Source organism: candidate division WOR-3 bacterium (genome assembly GCA_039801365.1).
Classification (GTDB): Bacteria; Hydrothermota; Tepidihabitantia; order Tepidihabitantales; family Tepidihabitantaceae; genus JBDRUN01.
The window spans coordinates 1-17,163 of sequence record JBDRUN010000053.1 but is presented as its reverse complement, the minus strand read 5'-3'; the positions used below and the strand labels follow the sequence as shown (position 1 = coordinate 17,163).

At 59.4% G+C, this 17,163-nt stretch carries 14 protein-coding genes and 1 tRNA gene; 9 read left to right on the top strand and 6 right to left on the bottom strand.

Features of this window, described 5'->3' with window-relative positions:
• On the top strand, window positions 1-211 hold a 211-nt coding region (locus tag ABIL25_07480; protein ID MEO0082115.1), incomplete at its 5' end, for a hypothetical protein.
• 170 nt (window positions 212-381) lie between these two features.
• Window positions 382-684, top strand: coding sequence for an RNA-binding protein (locus tag ABIL25_07475; GenBank protein ID MEO0082114.1), 303 nt, complete (start codon window positions 382-384; stop codon window positions 682-684).
• Between the two features lie 102 nt (window positions 685-786).
• Here the strand turns inward: ABIL25_07475 and ABIL25_07470 are convergent, their stop codons facing one another.
• Window positions 787-1,776 (bottom strand): beta-ketoacyl-ACP synthase III, encoded by a 990-nt coding sequence (locus ABIL25_07470; protein ID MEO0082113.1) that lies wholly within the window; start codon window positions 1,774-1,776, stop codon window positions 787-789.
• A 166-nt stretch (window positions 1,777-1,942) separates the two neighbouring features.
• Between ABIL25_07470 and ABIL25_07465 the strand changes: the two genes are divergently transcribed.
• Genes ABIL25_07465 through ABIL25_07455 form a run of 3 tightly spaced genes read left to right on the top strand, consistent with a single transcriptional unit; the run spans window position 1,943 to window position 6,495 of the window.
• Window positions 1,943-3,364: an FAD binding domain-containing protein gene (locus tag ABIL25_07465; protein MEO0082112.1), complete on the top strand. Its 1,422-nt coding sequence runs from the start codon at window positions 1,943-1,945 to the stop codon at window positions 3,362-3,364.
• A 3-nt stretch (window positions 3,365-3,367) separates the two neighbouring features.
• A complete protein-coding gene (locus ABIL25_07460) occupies window positions 3,368-5,671 on the top strand; it encodes a molybdopterin cofactor-binding domain-containing protein (protein MEO0082111.1) in 2,304 nt (767 codons plus the stop codon).
• 2 nt (window positions 5,672-5,673) lie between these two features.
• Window positions 5,674-6,495, top strand: a complete 822-nt coding sequence (locus ABIL25_07455; GenBank protein ID MEO0082110.1) for an XdhC/CoxI family protein — start codon at window positions 5,674-5,676, stop codon at window positions 6,493-6,495.
• A 3-nt stretch (window positions 6,496-6,498) separates the two neighbouring features.
• Here the strand turns inward: ABIL25_07455 and ABIL25_07450 are convergent, their stop codons facing one another.
• Window positions 6,499-8,193 carry a M14 family zinc carboxypeptidase gene (locus ABIL25_07450; GenBank protein MEO0082109.1) on the bottom strand — a complete coding sequence of 565 codons (1,695 nt, stop codon included), beginning with the start codon at window positions 8,191-8,193 and terminating at the stop codon, window positions 6,499-6,501.
• Complete coding sequence (locus ABIL25_07445) at window positions 8,190-9,044, bottom strand: VTT domain-containing protein (GenBank protein MEO0082108.1); 855 nt, start codon at window positions 9,042-9,044, stop codon at window positions 8,190-8,192. Before ABIL25_07445 ends, ABIL25_07450 begins: the two co-directional genes overlap by 4 nt.
• A gap of 333 nt (window positions 9,045-9,377) precedes the next feature.
• Here ABIL25_07445 and secA point away from each other — a divergent pair, with 333 nt between their 5' ends.
• The 4 genes from secA (at window position 9,378) to ABIL25_07425 (ending at window position 13,889) form a co-directional block, all read left to right on the top strand.
• Window positions 9,378-12,494 carry a preprotein translocase subunit SecA gene (gene secA / locus ABIL25_07440; GenBank protein ID MEO0082107.1) on the top strand — a complete coding sequence of 1,039 codons (3,117 nt, stop codon included), beginning with the start codon at window positions 9,378-9,380 and terminating at the stop codon, window positions 12,492-12,494.
• 62 nt (window positions 12,495-12,556) lie between these two features.
• On the top strand, window positions 12,557-12,940 hold the full coding sequence (locus tag ABIL25_07435) for a hypothetical protein (GenBank protein ID MEO0082106.1): 384 nt from the start codon (window positions 12,557-12,559) through the stop codon (window positions 12,938-12,940).
• Window positions 12,941-13,034: 94 nt separating this feature from the next.
• Entirely contained in the window at window positions 13,035-13,424 is a 390-nt protein-coding gene (locus ABIL25_07430) for a hypothetical protein (GenBank protein ID MEO0082105.1), read from the top strand.
• Between the two features lie 72 nt (window positions 13,425-13,496).
• A complete protein-coding gene (locus tag ABIL25_07425) occupies window positions 13,497-13,889 on the top strand; it encodes a hypothetical protein (protein MEO0082104.1) in 393 nt (130 codons plus the stop codon).
• Window positions 13,890-13,932: 43 nt separating this feature from the next.
• Here ABIL25_07425 and sppA read toward each other — a convergent pair whose 3' ends face one another.
• From sppA to cysS, 3 genes are all read right to left on the bottom strand, one after another.
• Entirely contained in the window at window positions 13,933-14,817 is an 885-nt protein-coding gene (sppA, locus tag ABIL25_07420) for a signal peptide peptidase SppA (protein ID MEO0082103.1), read from the bottom strand.
• A 7-nt stretch (window positions 14,818-14,824) separates the two neighbouring features.
• Window positions 14,825-14,897, bottom strand: a tRNA-Ile gene (locus ABIL25_07415).
• Window positions 14,898-15,010: 113 nt separating this feature from the next.
• The gene (gene cysS / locus ABIL25_07410; GenBank protein ID MEO0082102.1) at window positions 15,011-16,462 is read right to left on the bottom strand and encodes a cysteine--tRNA ligase; all 1,452 of its coding nucleotides are present in this window, start codon (window positions 16,460-16,462) and stop codon (window positions 15,011-15,013) included.
• Window positions 16,463-17,163: the final 701 nt, after the last annotated feature.

The following is a 17,163-nucleotide window of genomic DNA, read 5'->3' as shown; positions in this document are numbered from 1 at the left end:
GTTTGATAGTGTTACGATCATTACTCGGTCGGGCCAGAAGGATACACCCTGCCCGACCCTTTTTCCAGCCAAGTTACACACAAATAAGGATACTACCGAAAGCCCGGTCGGCATTGACAACCGGACAAGGCCCGTTATAATTCCCTGTTGGTTGCAGAAGGACTTCGCATCCAACCGACAGCGCAGAAAAGAAGTCCTGAAGCGCTTGTGACCGTTCATTGGCCTATGTGACCGGACCGAATCCGAGCCCGTAGCGACCTTTAGCGACTCCCAAGCAAAAAACAGGGGTGCAACCCCGGAGTCCAGTCCGCTTCGATATGGACATTTGTGGTTCCAGGACGCCCCAGATTCCCGGCGACAGACGCCGGTGGAGGTAATACAATGAGTCAGCGCATATTCGTAGGGAATCTTCCCTTCAGCGCTACCGAAGAACAGCTCACCGAGCTGTTCAGCAAGCATGGCGAAGTCGTCTCGGCTTCGATTGTGAAGGACAAGTTCACCGACCGTTCCCGAGGATTCGCCTTCGTGGAGATGGCTACCAGTGAGGCGGCAGCCGCGGCAATTTCTGCCCTCAACGGCCAACCGATGGATGGCCGGCCGCTCACCGTGAATCAGGCCAAACCAAGGCCTGAGGGCGGTTCGCGCTCAAACCGCGGTGGCGGGTTCAGCGGCAACCGCTGGTAAGACTTTTCGCCACTAGCCGGTGGGCGGCGTCTGTGACGCCGCCCACCTCTTTTTTGCCGGTCCGTCAGACCGTATCAGACCCTAAAGCAGTTTCGGTTGACCCTACCAGCGAATAACGACGCCGCCCCAGGTCAGACCCGCGCCGAATGCCACCATTATCACCGCATCACCGGCACGTATCCGACCGCCGCGCCGGGCCTCGTCCAATGCGATTATCGTCGAGGCCGACGAAGTGTTGGCATACTTCTCAATATTGACGAATACCCGCTCCTTCGGGAATCCAAGCATCTTGGCCACGGCCTCGATGATGCGCAGGTTCGCCTGGTGCGGGATCAGGAGTTTGATATCTTCGGCCCGCAGTCGCGCCGCATCCATCAGCTTCCTGACCGCATCGCTCATGCTCCGCACCGCAACCTTGAAGATGGCGTTGCCGTTCATCTTCAGGTAGTGGAGTCGGTTCTTCACCGATTCCACACTGGCCGGAATCCTGGACCCTCCGGCCGGCATGCACAGGTCCGGCCCGCGTGAACCATCTGAAGCAAGAAAGCTCGCAACGATGCCCCGGCCGGTATCGCCCTCAGCCCTGACCACGGCCGCACCCGCACCATCAGCAAGCAACACGCAGGTACCTCGATCGGTCCAGTCGGTTATCTTCGAAAGCACCTCAACGCCAACAACCAGGATGGTCTTATAGGTTCCGGCCGCAATAAATTGCCGGGCCGTGGCCAGTGCATAGATGAACCCGGTGCAGCCTGCTGACAGGTCCATCGCCGCCGCATTCTTCGCACCAAGCCGGTCCTGAATTATGCAGGAGGTCGAAGGGAACAGCATGTCGCCGGTCACGGTTGCGACAATGATGAGGTCGAGCTCTTCAGGACTGACCCGGGCGTCGGCAAGAGCCCGCTGGGCCGCACGTAGGGCGAAGTCTGAGGCCGCCTCGTCCGGCCGGGCAATCCGGCGTTCCTTCATCCCGGTACGCTCCACAATCCACTCATCCGAAGTATCTACCATTCGCTCAAGGTCCGCGTTGGTAAGCACGCGTTCAGGCACGTCAAAGCCGGTACCGGTGATGACCGCTGAGGGAGGACTGATGACGCGCGCATTCTCGGTCCCGGAATCGTATGGTCCGGCTTGAGCCCCCGGGCAAGCGACCTCGGGAAAGGGTTTGTTCACAATGTAGATAATAGCGGCATCCAAACCCGAGTCAACCCGCGCCCGAGTCGTGGCCGCGCTTGCAGCACTGCTCTTGGTCACTACAATGAACACCACAGTGGTCCAAGTCGAGTGTGTCGTCAATGGAAGACCGGCGCGCCTGCACGTGCCTCCCTTTGAGCCGGCTTTGTACGTATTGCGGGAACGGCTGGGCCTGACCGGGACCAAGGAAGGCTGTGCCGAAGGCGACTGCGGTGCGTGTACCGTTGCGCTCGGCACCCGGCGCAATGGTGAAGTCCACTTCCGGGCAGTCAATTCCTGTCTTCTGCCCGCAGCCCGGCTTCATGGCCGGTACGTCGTTACAGTCGAAGGCTTGGCTGGCCCTAGTCGGCTCCATCCGATTCAGCAGGCCCTCCTTGACTACCATGCGGTGCAGTGCGGATTCTGTACACCCGGGCTCGTAATGTCAATCTTCTGCCTGCTTGCGGAACACCGGTCCCCTACTGATGAGGAAGTCGCTGCCGCGCTTGAAGGCAATATCTGCCGCTGCACCGGTTACGAGTCAATCCGCGCCGCGGTCCGGTCCCTGCGCGGCGGGAGCCGCAAGGATATCATCCCCGACTACTTGTCCGGAATCGCCTCGATCCCGGCAGCCACGGACCACGATGCATGTTCAGGTAACGGCTTCCACGCCCCACGTAACCTTGCCGAGCTTGTCGGCATCCTCAAGTCCGAACCGAACTGCCGGTTCCTTGCCGGCGGAACCGACCTGATGCTCGAACTCGACAAGCACAACATCAGCAGGATAATTGACCTTTCGGGCCTAGCCGAACTAGGACACATCGGAGTAAAGGACGGCTTCCTTTCCATCGGTGCCGGCGTCACGCTTGCCGAACTCATCGTTGACCAAGAAGTCGGCAGACTTTTCCCGGCCGTCGGTGAAACCCTTCGACAGATGGGCTCAGCTCAAGTCCGCAACGTTGCCACCGTCGCCGGCAACATCGCCAACGCCTCGCCAGTTGCCGACGCTGCGGTTCTTCTACTCGCACTCGGCGCCCGCCTTGTGCTTACGTCGGCCCGGACCGAACGTCGGCTGCCGCTTGAGCAGTTTTACATCGGGTACAAGCAGACCGCGCTTGCACCGGGCGAGTTCATCGCCCGAGTCGAAGTACCGCTCAGTTCCACGCCAGTCGCGTTCGTTAAGACCAGCAAACGCGGTTCTGTCGACATCGCCTCGGTCAACTCGGCGCTGGCACTGCGGCTCGATGGCAACACGATTGCCGATATCCGATTTGCCCTAGGTGGTGTCGCACCATTTCCGATGCTTTCCGAAGCGGCCGTCCGATGTCTGCTGGGCCGCAAACTATGCAGTCGGACCGTCCTCGCCGCGGCCGACGCAGTCGCGGCCGAAATCAAACCGATAGCTGACGTTCGCGGTTCCGAGTCATTCCGTCGCACACTCGCACACAACCATCTCATGCTTCTTTTCCGCCGCCTTTTCCCGGACCTTGTCCTGGCTGGAACCTAGGCGATGGATTCTGTGACCAATCCGAAGCCAGCCGGATCAGAAACGATTCTATCAGGCCCGACGCTTGTCACCGGTTCTGCCCGCTTCGTCCGCGATGAGCCCAGACCTGAGGGCCTGCTTTTTGCCGCCGTGGTGCCAAGTCCTGTCCCATGCGGCCGGCTCATAGGCATTGACCGGTCCGCCGCACTCGAACTTGCCGGTGTCAAGGCAGTACTGGAAGCTGGTGACATTCCAGGTGAGAACCAAATTGGTGAGGTATTTGACGACGAACCCCTGCTCGCCTCAGGAGCAGTGAACTACGCCGGTCAGCCGGTCGCCGTGGTCGTGGCCGAGACGGCCAGTCTCGCCCGCCGCGCCGCTGCGGCGGTGAAGGTGAACTGCGAGGAGCGCGATCCAGTCCTGACCATTGAACATGCGCTACGTCTTGGACAGCTCTACGCACCTGAGCGGCGAATCGAACGCGGCGACGTCGAGGCCGGGCTGAACCAAGCCGACCTCGTGCTCGAGGGTGCAATTCACACTCCTTCTCAGGAACACCTGTACCTTGAAACCCAGTCCTGCCGCTGCTTACCAAGCGAGGACGAAGAGATAATCGTGCTTTCCGCAACCCAGAGCCCGGCCGACGTCCAGCACGGCGTGGCCCGGGTGCTTGGGCTTCGGGCAAACGATGTCGCGGTCGCCACCCGGCGCCTAGGCGGCGGGTTCGGTGGCAAGGAAACCGGCGCGACACTCTGGGCCTGTTTATGTGCCCTTGCCTGCCATCACCTGCACCGGCCGGTCGAACTTGTGCTCAGCCGGAAGGACGACATCGCCTGGACCGGCAAGCGCCACCCATTCGAGATCCACTACCGGGCGGGCTTCGCACGGGACGGCCGGTTCCTTGCCTATTCGGTCGAGTTCAACATCAACGGCGGTGCATCTGCGGACCTGAGCATGGCCATTCTCGAACGGGCGATGCTCCATGCCGACAACACTTACTTCATCCCGAACATCCGGATTGTCGGACGAGCCCTGCGCACTAACCTGCCACCCAACACTGCGATGCGCGGTTTCGGCGCGCCCCAGGGTATTTTTACAATTGAGCACGTCATCGAGCGCGCAGCACTGCACCTGAAGTTCGATCCGCTTGAAATCAGGCTGCGCAACGCATACCGACCCGGCCAGGAAACGCCCTTTGGGCAACCGGTGAGGGACGCTCGGACTGGTGCCCTGCTATCACTTCTCGCCGAGCGCACCAGGTACGAAAAACTCAAGGCCGAAACAAGAAAACTCAACGATACCAGCCCCGAACGCCGACGCGGAATTGGCATCGTGCCGGTCAAGTTCGGCATTTCCTTCACTGCGTCGTTCAAGAACCAGGCGTCGGCCCTAGTCCTTGCGTACCGCGACGGCACGGTTTCTGTCTCACACGGCGGGGTTGAGATGGGTCAAGGCGTGAATACCAAAGTCGCTCAGGTGGTCGCCCGCGAGCTCGGCCTGACCCTCGACCGCATCCGGGTCGAAAGTTCCGATACCAAGCGAATCGCCAACGCTTCGCCGACTGCGGCCTCAACCGGCGCTGACCTAAACGGCAACGCGGCTCGCATCGCAGCCCAAAGACTCGCGGCTCGACTCAAGGCGTTCGCAGCCCCAGTTCTCGCGTCCGGATTCGCACCGGACCCTTCCCGGATCGTACTGCACGGCAACGCTGCATTCGACGAGCGTGCGCCCGACCGACAGCTCGACTTTGCTCGGCTATGCTCTGATGCTTACCGTGCCCGGGTCAGCCTGGCCGCGCACGGGTTCTACGCAACGCCCGATATCGCCTGGGACCGGGAAAAGGGCCAGGGCACGCCGTTTTCCTACTTCGTATTTGGTTGCTGCCTTGCGATGACCGAAACCAATCTTCTGACCGGCGTAAGCCGCCTGGTCAAGGTCCATATCATCCACGACACCGGCGTAAGTCTAAATCCCGGCATAGACCGGGGACAGATCGCAGGTGCATTCTTCCAGGGCTTTGGGTGGACCTGTCGTGAACAGCTCAAGCAGCAAGACGGCCGGTACTTGACCGATTCGCTCTCAACCTACAAGGTCCCGGGTTTCTGCGACCTTCCGGAGGAGTTTGTCATCGAGCTAGACCAGCATCCGACCGTGTACGCAGGCGTACTCGGTTCCAAGGCGGTCGGCGAGCCGCCGTTCATCTACGGTATCGCGCCGTTCTTCGCAATCCGCCACACGCTTGAGTCAATGACCGGTTCCGAAGTCGAACTGGCGATACCGGCTGTACCGGAATCGGTGCTTGCCGCGCTCGCGGCAACCCGGCCCTGAAGATGGACGCCGAACTGCAGAAACGTGTGCTCGCCGCACTCGAGGCGAACACGCCGGCAGTGCTCGTCACCGTGGTCGGCACCAAGGGCTCGACTCCGGCCGTAGTCGGCGCAAGGATGCTCGTTTACCCTGACCGGACCATCTACGGCACGGTTGGCGGCGGCGTGCTAGAATACAAGGCCATTGAAACTGCGTTGGCTGCGAACGGCCCGCCTCACACCGCCCAGTTCGCACTGATAACCGACGGGTCTGAGAGGTCAGACTCAGGACTCTCCGCCGACTGCGGCGGTTCGGTCGAACTACTTTTCGAACCCTTGGCTCGGGCCGACCTCCTCTTCGTTGTCGGCGCTGGCCACTGCGCACTCGAACTCGTGCCCCTCTGCCGCAAGCTCGGATTCCACGTCACGGTTCTGGACGACCGGCCGGACTGGGCTTCACGTAAACGTCATCCGCAGGCCGACAAGGTCATCTGCACCGACTACGCGCAGGCCGGCAAGCACATACGGTTCACCCGCCGCACCTACGTTGTCATCATGACCCACGGACACAAGCACGATGAAACGGTTCTGCGCCAGTGCCTACGCCGTGAGTTCGCCTACCTTGGAATGATCGGCAGCGAGAAGAAGGTCCTGTCCTGCTTCGAACGGCTCCGGTCCGAAGGCTTCACCCGCGAAGAACTGTCAAAGGTCTATTCGCCGATCGGCTTCGCAGTCGGCTCGAGGACGCCGCCGGAAATCGCGGTCAGCGTCGCGGCTCAGCTTCTTGCCGTGAGAAACGGATGCGCAAGCCTGCGCTTCAATTCCAACCCGCTCCTCTCGACCTGACCGCTACCGGGCCAAAACCAGCCGCACGACCGTTCCCGGGTGAACGCCGGTGGTTCGGCAGATATACACGCCTTCCGGTAAAATCCGGCCGCACTCGTCGGTCCCGTTCCATTCGACGCTGGACGCCCTGCTCTCCATGCCGCACACAGTAAGGGAACGGACCAGCCGACCGGAAGCAGTGTAGATTTCCAACTCCTTACAGCAGACCGTCGCCGGAAGTCGGATTGCCGTCTGAATTCGGAACGGGTTTGGCCTGGCTTCAACCGTGCAGCGAGAGACATACGGCATAGGGCGTCCCTCTGCTAGCCCAATTATGGGTGAAAGAAGCACCTCCAGCTTCGTTAGTGAATCGGCGCCAACTGGCACGCCGTCAACTGTCTTTGATTCGTATCCCGGTGCCGAGAACACGAAGCGGTAAGTCCCGGCCCGAAGCAACCGATAGAAGCGACCGTACACCGAGTCTGCGGTCCTTGGTACCACCGAATCGCCGAGCACGCCCCACAGCCCGACCTGAGCCGGTACCGGCCTGAGTGACAGCGAGTCGCGCACATGACCGGTCACTCCGCCGTAGAACATCCGGTCCAGAAGGAAACCGATTCCACGATAGTTGGCTTCGCACTCGACCGCGATTGATTCTGCCGAGGGGAAAAAGCTCAACCCAGTCTCGATCAGGAAATCGAACATCCCGGTGCCGCCGTAGAGCCATTCTGAACTCATCCCTGTTGTCTGCATCCGGCTTACGGTATATCCACCGATGACCAAGGACAGGTTCGTCGCCATCTCGCTAAGTGTACCGTCATCCGGCGTTACGAGTCCGCCGTACTGCCAGGGATACATGACCACGCGTCCATAGCTGTGATAGGACGCGCCGACAAGAAACCTCCGCTGCCAGGCCATCCGCGTGACCGCCTCGATTTCGCGCTCTGATCCAGGGGCCGGCCCACGATAGGTCCAGCTTGTCGGGTCCGGACTGCCGCCAACAGCCCAGCGCCAGTCGTAGTTCCGGTTCAAATCAACCCCGTCTGAATCCGGATTTATTGGCCCGCCGTTCAACCCATTGTCGCGCAGATTCTTACGCCACCACGGCGACACAAGACTGCTGTCGGTTATGTACGCAAACCCCTCCGGATTGACAATCGGCAGAAAGTGCAGCTCGGCCGAATCAACCCAGTGTCTGATCCGACTGCTATCTGGGTACCCGGCCAGAATCTGTCTGATGGCATACAGACATATCTCGTTACCCAGAGGCTCCCGGGCATGATGCATTCCGGTGAAAAGAGCAGCCGGCTCATCCTCACGCATCTGCGGATTGTGCGAGATTACAAAGTGTGGTATGGGCAAGAAAAAACGCTGGCCGTAGCCACATGCATCAAGCCGGGTGATACCCGGATACTGTGCATGCAGCGACTCAAGTACGGCCCATGTTTCACTCACAGTATGGTACTCGGGCGGAATCGCGATGCCGCTGTCAGTGTCTAGCACGACGATCCCAAGACCCTCTGACTCAAGCTTTGCCTGCTCGGCTTTGGTAACAACCGCATCAACATAGTTTGCAAACAAGGGCGTAGTCAAGTCCAGCCTGAGCTCGTTCAGGCGGACACGGTCCTCAGGCCCTGACAGTCTGATACGCACCAGAAACCTCGGCTCCCGCGCGCTCAGCGCGGTCGCAACCAAACAGACAAGAATCGCCCGCTTCACCCAAAACCTTCCGTGGTTTCAGAATCCGATTCTTCTCGCCTTTGATTAGGTGCCGTTATGTTCTGCGTGTCCCTGGTGTTGCTGGTATCCAAGGCGGCTGTTCCGTGTGTCGCGAATCGAGTTTCAGGCCTTGCCTCCTCGTGTCCCCGCATCTTTGTACTCAGTCCGGTTCCCCGCCACCCTTTCTCGCCCAGGCGCTCAAGCAGCCGTTCAATCCGGTGCTGGTTTACGAAGTACAGAACCGCGAACACTGCCGCCACAAGTCCAAGTATCGCCCAATGCAGCCCGGAAAACCGGGTCGCACCCGAACCAAGTCCGCACTCAATCAGATTGGACGGCAAACGGGCAACGAGCACCAGAACGAGAAATAAGGGCAGCGGCAGCGTCGTCAGACCCGCAACATAGTATACCCAGTCGCCCAAGGGGTTTGGTACAAGAAGGAGCAGAAAGACATAGAAGGTGCCACGGCGGAGCATGACGTGATCGAGCCGCCCCAGCTTATCGCTCGGTACGAAACTGGCAAGCAAACGCCGGCCAAGCAATCGAGCCAGCAGGAAGTTGACCGCCGCGCCAGCCAGCACTCCAAGCATGAGCCATGCTAGCGTCGGCCACAATCCAAGCGCATATCCACAGGCAAACGCCACTACGTTTCCGGGCAGAGGCGCAACAACAATCTGAAGCCCTTGAAGCAGGATGACGCCCAGTGGTGCCCAAGCACCCCAGCCCTGTACCAGTTGTCGGAGTTCGCCTGGATTGCGGAAGTAGTGCCACAAGTGCCGGCCCGCCAGCACCATTACCCCGACCAGCACCACAACCAGCGCCACAGATAGCCATGCTGACCTGGCTTTCATACCAGACCCCAGGTCATAGAAAATGACCAAGGAACAGAGAAGTCTAGGAACTGTTGATGGTCATACCGCCTTCTGCCCCTTCTGCACACGGTGTTGAGTGGCGGATGGTGCTTCACGTCAAGTCAAGAATAGTCCATGCCCGCCGTCTGTCAAAGTCGAACAACCCCCAAGCCTCTGTCTGCGGACAGGATGCATAAGAGGGGATTTCCTCACCCGGAGCCTAGACCAGTTGCCGGCATTCAGCGCAGACTCACTGAGTATGCGTCTAACTTCCGCATTTTCAACAGGCTTCACCTTGACACTACGGCACAAGCGTGTAGAATCCAACTAGGGATGCTGGAAACCCTCATCGGTCGAATATTCGGCACCAAGAATGAACGCGAGCTGCGGAAGCTATGGCTTCGCGTTGCCGAAATAAACTCGGTGTTCGAGAAACTCTCGGGGATCACACCGGAGGAACTGCCGAAAAGGACTGAACAACTGGTTGCCCGAGTCCGGGACGGCGAATCTTTGGACGATGTGCTACCCGAAGCGTTCGCGTTGGTTAAGTGGGCGTGCAAGTTCCTTGTCGGTAAACAGTGGCCGGTCGCAGACACGATGCAGACCTGGAACATGGTACCATTCGACGTCCAGCTCATTGGCGGCATCGTACTCCACCAGGGGAAAATTGCGGAAATGAGAACGGGCGAGGGCAAGACGCTGGTCGCAACGATGCCCTTGTACCTGAACGCGCTTGAGAAAAAGGGCTGCCACCTGGTCACCGTCAACGACTATCTGGCACGACGCGACCGTGAGTGGATGGGCCCGGTCTATGAGTCACTGGGACTTTCGGTCGGCGTCATCCAGATGGGTATGGAACCGGATGAACGCAAGCCAGCTTACCAGGCTGACATCACCTACGGAACAAACAACGAATTCGGATTCGACTACCTGCGCGACAACATGGTCGTCAGACTCCAGGACAAAGTGCAGCGTGGACATCACTATGCGATAGTTGACGAGGTGGACTCGATCCTGATTGACGAGGCCCGCACCCCGCTCATCATTTCCGGCCCGGTTGAAGCAACCGACAAGGGATACGACCGGCTCACGCCCCTCGTCCGGAAACTCTTCAACCAGCAGTCGCTGCTCGTAAACCGCATCGTGGAGGAAGGCGAGAAGCTTCTTGCCGAAGGCAAAGAGGCCGAAGCCGCGAAGAAATTCCTCCAGGCCCGGCGGGGAGCGCCCAAGCACAAGCGTCTGATCAAGGTCGAGCGGCAGGAAGGTGTCAAGAAGCTGATTGACAAGACCGAACTCGACTTCATGCGCGACAAGCGGCTGCACGAGCTCGACGAAGAATTGTACTTCGTCATTGACGAACGGGCACATTCCATCGGCCTGACCGAGAAGGGCCGGCAAGCCATGGCACCTAACGACCCGGACATGTTTGTCGCAACCGACCTGTCTGAGGAGCTCGGCCGCATTGAGGCGGATGCGAACCTTACCCCGAAGGAGAAACTGCACGAACGGGAAAAAGCATACCAGCGCTACGCCCAGAAGAGCGAAATGCTCTCTAATGTCCAGGCGCTGCTCAAGGCATTCTCGCTCTTTGAGAAAGACGTTGACTACGTCATTCAGGACGGCAAGGTCATCATCGTTGACGAGTTTACCGGCCGGCTGATGCCGGGACGGCGCTACTCGGACGGGCTGCACGGCGCGCTTGAGGCCAAAGAGAACGTCCAGGTCCAGGGCGAAACCCAGACGTTCGCGACGATTACGCTCCAGAACTACTTCCGCATGTTCCGTAAGCTGGCCGGCATGACTGGAACCGCAATCACGTCGGCCAGCGAGTTCTTTGCCACCTACAAGCTTGATGTCGTCTCGATACCGACGAACGAACCGGTCCGTCGGATTGACTACCCGGACGTCGTCTATAAGACCCGCCGGGCGAAGTACGATGCGGTCATCCGGGAGATCGAGAAATGGCACCGCCAAGGCCGGCCAATTCTCGTCGGGACGACGTCGGTAGAAGTTTCTGAGGTAATTTCACGGATGTTACGCCGGGCCGGCATCAACCACTCGGTACTGAACGCCAAACACCACCAGCAGGAAGCGGAAATCGTCGCCCGGGCCGGACAGCCGGGTGCAGTAACAATCGCCACCAACATGGCCGGCCGGGGCACTGACATCAAGCTTGGCCCGGGCGTGGTAAAGGGCGAGGGGTGCTACCTCGTTAGTCCCAGCGGCCGGCCGTGCGCGTACTGGGAGGAAGAACCGGGCCGATGTAACAAGGAAGTGCCTTGCGGCCTGTACATCATTGGCACCGAGCGACACGAGGCACGCCGGATTGATGACCAGTTGCGGGGACGGAGCGGCCGGCAGGGCGACCCCGGTTCATCACGCTTCTTTCTGTCGCTTGAGGACGACCTGATGCGGCTGTTCGGGTCAGAGCGGGTCGCGGCGATCATGGACCGGTTCGGCGCGGCCGAGGACGAACCAATGGAACACACCCTTGTGACCCGGGCAATCGCGAACGCACAGAAACGGGTCGAGGCCCGTAACGCCGAGATCCGACGTCACCTTCTGGAATACGACGATGTCATGAACCGTCAGCGTGACGTCGTCTATACACTACGCGACGCAATTATGGCGGCACCGCTCAGGACAGACCACCAACTCCTGACAGCCACCGGACTGGAAGCGCAAACCGACACAGAAGCCCAGGAGGTTTCAGAAACAAAGTCCAGGGATCCCGAAGCGCAACGCCGGAACTCAGAACTTGAGAGTCAGGAAACCCGCGACCTGCGGTCAATTTACCATGAAATGGCAACAGGGCTGGTAGATTCCTTGGTCGCTAAGTACATCGGCACTTCGCGTTTTTCTGAAGAATGGGACTGGGACGCCATCACAGCCGAGTTTCAGCTTGTGTTTCTGGCAGATGTGCGTGTTCCGGCCGACGAGCGTAAGACCATGAAGCCTGACGGACTTGCGCAGCTGTTGACAGAGGTAGCTATTCGCCGGTATGATGAACGGCTGGAGGAGCTGGGTGAGGCACTGTTCGCCGACTTGTGCCGGTATGTCTTCTTGCGGACTTTGGACGCGAAGTGGCGCGAGCACCTGTACGCACTCGACATGGTACGGGAAGGCATCGGCCTTCGAGCCTACGGACAAAAGGACCCCCTGGTCGAGTACAAACAGGAGTCCTTCCGGATGTTCGAGGAAATGATCGCCGACTTCCACCGGGAAGCGCTCATGCTGCTGTTCCGGGCCCAGGTCCAGAGCGCGGACGAGGCCCGGCGAAGGACCAGCCGGCGGACGGTGCGCGCCTACAAACCCGAATCGGACGATGATGCCGGGAAACATACCCAGCCGGTCCAGGTCCGACGGACCGAGACCAAGGTCGGACGCAATGACCCTTGCCCATGCGGTTCGGGCAAGAAGTACAAGAAATGCTGCGGACGAGTCGAATGACCGCTCATAAGACTGGCCCGCATCTAGGAAAAATGACCGCATAAACTCGCAAAGGAGGAACAATGGCTCAGGGAAACAAGAGCCGCATAATCATCTGGACGATCGTCGGTATCCTCGTCGTGGCTGCCGTCATCTTCCTGATTATCGCCCGAAAGGGTGCCCAGACGGCGCTGCCGTTCACAACCGAGCAGGTGCCGAAGTACGTTGAACGAACTACAAAGCGCTTCGACGACATGGCACAGGAAATGACCGAACTGCGCGGCCAGTTTGCCAACGAAGCACCCGATGTCTTCCAGAAGTTTGATGAGGCGATGGAAAAAGGTCGGGCAGCGCTGCAGGAAATCCAGACCTTGACCGACCCGGCCGCGCTGGCATCCAAGAAGGCCGAGATTGAAGACTACCGTAATACGATGCGCGGCCTGATAAAGCAGTTGAAGAAGCGGTAACCGAAAGTATTGCCCGGCGGGAGCAAGTCTCCCGCCGGGCCAGCTTTCTTGACTGGCACACGACTGAGGATATACTGGTGCGAACGGAGGCGGCATGAAAGTCTCGATACTGTTCTGGGCGCTTGTCTGCGTACTGGTGCTGGTTGGTGTCGCGCTGCTGCTCGCTACCAAGACCACGGCCAGCCGGCCGGGACAGATAAGTCGGGTGGACCTTCAAGCGTTCGCCGACCGGATGGACGGAAAACTGAGTCAGCTTCAGCAGAAGTACGACAGTATCCAGCGCATCCGCACGACAACACCGCACCAGAACAGGGCTCGTCTGCAATTTGAGCAGCAGCTCGACCGGTGCCGCGTACTGGTTGACTCGGTTCGCCAGTCGAGCACGGCTGACGGCAAGGGCCTGCTTGACCGTCTGGCCGAGGCCTATTCCGAAGCCAAACAGAGTCTGGATGCCCTCGGCCAACCGGCCGGGCCGGTTAGATAGGAGTTCATCCTTCTAAGGAGGGTTTGATCGCGGACCCCGGGTGCCGCCGAACAGGTTGACAACGGAGGAAGAATGAAATTGCGAATTGTTGTTTGGGCACTGGTTGGGCTAGTAGTTATTGCCGGATCGATTTTCCTTGTTGCAACGTCGGGTAAGCGGCCAGTCGCGCGTAGAACAGTAGAAAGTTGTCGAGCGCAGGCCGAGCGAACCATGAAACAGCTTGATCGTCTGACACTGCGCGCAGAAGCGGTGCGCACCTCGACACCGACCACCCCTGAACTTGAGCAACGGCTGGCCGAGGTTGCACGACTTGTATCCGAGGCCCGCGCCAAGGCTGAACAAGTCTGCTCATCCTCCGACACAAAGCAGGCCGCACAACTACTCCGGGAAGCTAAGACACTGATGAATGGCGCCCGCCGGGCGCTCGACCTAGCCGCCGGTCCGAGGCGACCAACCGGAAACTAGTTGTTCTGAACCCAGCGGCCAAGTCCAGAACTGTCCGCCCAGACTAGGGCCATCGATAAGCCAGTCGGGCTGAACGTGGCCAGCCGAAGACTCTATCCGCTGCACCTTCCAGGAACTGCAGAAGTAGCGAACGCAGTCGTGGCCGAGGCCGGATAAGCCGGGGTTCGCCCCTGATGCCACATAGGTCCGCAGCGATGAACTTGGCCTGCTCGAACGTACCCAGAGTATCAACTAATCCGTAATCCCGGGCCTGGCGGCCGGTCAAGATACGTCCGTCCGCAACCTTGCGCAGACTATCCAGTGGCAGTCCACGCTCGACGCTGACGACTTCCAGGAACTGCTCATAGACGTCCAGAACAACTGACTGCAACAACTCTTCGTCTGATCCGGTCATCCGGCGGAATGGTGAACCGATGTCCTTATGGGCTGCTGACTTCACGACCGCGACTTCAAGGCCGAGCTTGTCCATCAGTCCCTTGACAATCGGGAACTCCATGATGACGCCAATGGAGCCGGTCAGCGTACCCGGGTTAGCGACAATCACATCGGCGGCAGAGGCGACATAATACCCGCCCGAGGCCGCAAGGGTACCCATCGAAACCACAACCGGCTTGCCTGCCCCCCGCACCCGTCTGATTTCGGAGTAGATTTCGTGCGCGGGCGTGACCGAGCCGCCCGGACTGTCGACGCGGATGAGCAGGCCCTTGACTGAAGGGTTTTTTTCAAGTGACCGCAGCTCACGGATGAACTGCCGGGAGTCTAGAATCGTACCTTCAACCTCAAGGTAGCCGAGTGCCGAGCCGAGCCCGGACAGTGGGTTGTCAGTCGTACCGATGTCAATAAGTACAAGCAGACCAATGAGAAGCCCGGTTGCGACAACGACTGCGACCAGGACCACGACCAGAATAATGACGCCTTTGCGGCTCATCAGGAAGTGGGCCCAAGTGGATTCGAACCACTGACCCCTGCGTTATCAGCACAGTGCTCTACCACCTGAGCTATGGGCCCGTTCGGAACGAGGTGCGGAACATGAACGAATTGTCCTCAATTCGTATCGTGTCCCAAAGCCGACCCAGAGTCCTCGTCTCCACAGCGAAATGATACGGAAGCAGCCGGGCGAGTCAAGAACGCGGCTTGAGGCGCCAGCCGTCCCTGGTGTCCTCGACCAGGTAGCCAAGCCTGGCAATCTCATCCCGCAGCCTGTCTGATTCGGCCCAGTCTCTTCTCGCCCTTGCAGCTTGGCGCTTCCTAGCCAGTTCTCGTACAGCATCAGGGGTGCCAGACGGATAGGCCTCAGAAAAGGCAAAATGAAAACTCAGCGAGGACCCTTGGCTCACCGTGTATCCCGTGGAGTCCGCGAGCCCTAGTCCCAGCACGCGGTCAAAGTCAAGAATCGCATCCCAAGCACGGCGGTCCTGGCGCTTGTTGCCTTCACTGACCAGATTCCAGACCACGGCCAGAGCCTGCGGAATGTTGAGGTCGTCGGCAACCGCGGCTTTGAATCCGTTGCGGAACGGGGTTGTCCAATCCGGTCCGGCGTCTGACTTTGAAGCAGGCCAGGACTGAACATCCCGGCCGAAATCGAGTAGCCTACGCAGCGATTTACTTGCGCCGGCGAGCGACTCGGCGGTGAAGTTCAGGGGCATCCGGTACAACGCGGTGTGGCACAGATAGCGGAATGCCATCGGCTCGTGGCCCTGCTGCTCCAGCTCGCTGATGGTAACAAGGTTGCCCTCGGACTTGCCCATCCGGGCGTCGCCCAAAGTCAGAAACGCGTTGTGCATCCACCAGCGCACGACCTCCTTACCAAAGGCTGCGAAGTTCTGAGCCCGCTCGTTCGTGTGGTGCACCGGGATGTGGTCTATTCCACCGGTATGGATGTCAAATTCCTCGCCCAGGTACTTCACTGACATGGCCGAGCACTCGAGGTGCCAACCGGGGAAACCCCGGCCCCACGGCGAGTCCCACTGCATCAGGTGCTTCGGTTGGTTCGTAATCCATAGTGCGAAGTCGGACGGATTGCGTCGTTCAGGGTCAACCGCCACCCGGGCGCCGGCCTGCTGGGCATCAAGCCTCAGCCGTCCGAGTCGCCAATAGTCGTCGTACTTCGAGGTGTCGAAGATCAACCCAACCGAAGTACGATAGGTGAAGCCGTTAGCTTCGATGCGTTTCACGAGGTCAATCATCTCAGATATGTGTTCGGTCGCACGGCAGACAACATGCGGCCTGAGAATATTGAGCTTTCTCGCATCGTCGAAGAAGGCCTTCTCATAGTACCGGGCAATCTCCTCTGGTGTCTTACCCTCGGCCCGAGCGCCCTTTTCCAACTTGTCCTCGCCGGTGTCCTCGTCGGAAGTGAGGTGTCCCACATCAGTGATGTTCATCACGTGCTTCACTTCGTATCCGAGGTACTCCAACACCCGGCGCAGGGTGTCGGCGAAAACATAGGCACGGAAGTTACCAATGTGGGCATACATATACACGGTCGGGCCGCAGGTATAGATGCCGACCCTGTCCGGTTTGACCGGGGTAAACTCATCTTTTCGCCGCGTAAGAGTGTTAAAGAGTTTCATTCCGGGCCGATTCTAGCAGCGACTGAAGCTAGAGTCAAAGCGGACAAACAAAGGGGACAACAAGAAGGTGGGCTTCAGGGCCACCCTCGGACTTCCGGCGTGAGACGTCGGGGCTCTGCCCCCGAAGACCGCTCAAGCGCGAACCTCTGAGCTCAAAATGCGGTTCTGGATTCTATGGATGAGATGCGCCGGGGCAGGGAAATGTGACATTTCGCCATCCACAGGGTGGCTTGGCAGACTATTTGTACTGCCGCCTGGCCCGCTGCCTGGTTCGCAGTTTGACTTGCCGCCAGACCCGCTGCCTGGTCTGCCGCTTTGCTCGCCGCCTGGCCTGCCTCTTGTCCTGCTGTCTGACTTGCGGCCTGGCCTACCTTCTGTCCTGCAATTTGGCTTGCGGTCTGGTTCGCGGTCTGTCCTACTGCGTGGGTCACGTCTTGGCTCACTGTCTGACCGACTTCCTGCCTTGCGGTCTGACCTGCAGCTTGCCTTGCAGCCTGCCCTGGGGCCTGGCTCAGGGCTTAGCTCACTGCCTACTTCGCGGTCTGGCACCCATCCTTGGCCTGCGATCTGAGCTCAATGGAAAAGGAAGAGATACTATCGAAAGCTGTGGAAAAAAGATGAAGCGGTGTCTACAATTCTATGTGTATGTAGTAAGACCGGGCGGAAGCCCGAGAAAGGAGACACCGCTATGTCAGAGTATC

What these genes read in the sequence shown, in the direction of transcription:
- cysS (MEO0082102.1), bottom strand. Translation starts at nt 16,462, where the DNA reads ATGAAACTCTTTAACACTCTTACGCGGCGAAAAGATGAGTTTACCCCG.
- ABIL25_07425 (MEO0082104.1), top strand. Translation starts at nt 13,497, where the DNA reads ATGAAATTGCGAATTGTTGTTTGGGCACTGGTTGGGCTAGTAGTTATT.
- ABIL25_07465 (MEO0082112.1), top strand. Translation starts at nt 1,943, where the DNA reads ATGAACACCACAGTGGTCCAAGTCGAGTGTGTCGTCAATGGAAGACCG.
- ABIL25_07455 (MEO0082110.1), top strand. Translation starts at nt 5,674, where the DNA reads ATGGACGCCGAACTGCAGAAACGTGTGCTCGCCGCACTCGAGGCGAAC.
- ABIL25_07435 (MEO0082106.1), top strand. Translation starts at nt 12,557, where the DNA reads ATGGCTCAGGGAAACAAGAGCCGCATAATCATCTGGACGATCGTCGGT.
- ABIL25_07475 (MEO0082114.1), top strand. Translation starts at nt 382, where the DNA reads ATGAGTCAGCGCATATTCGTAGGGAATCTTCCCTTCAGCGCTACCGAA.
- ABIL25_07430 (MEO0082105.1), top strand. Translation starts at nt 13,035, where the DNA reads ATGAAAGTCTCGATACTGTTCTGGGCGCTTGTCTGCGTACTGGTGCTG.
- ABIL25_07445 (MEO0082108.1), bottom strand. Translation starts at nt 9,044, where the DNA reads ATGAAAGCCAGGTCAGCATGGCTATCTGTGGCGCTGGTTGTGGTGCTG.
- ABIL25_07460 (MEO0082111.1), top strand. Translation starts at nt 3,368, where the DNA reads ATGGATTCTGTGACCAATCCGAAGCCAGCCGGATCAGAAACGATTCTA.
- secA (MEO0082107.1), top strand. Translation starts at nt 9,378, where the DNA reads ATGCTGGAAACCCTCATCGGTCGAATATTCGGCACCAAGAATGAACGC.
- sppA (MEO0082103.1), bottom strand. Translation starts at nt 14,817, where the DNA reads ATGAGCCGCAAAGGCGTCATTATTCTGGTCGTGGTCCTGGTCGCAGTC.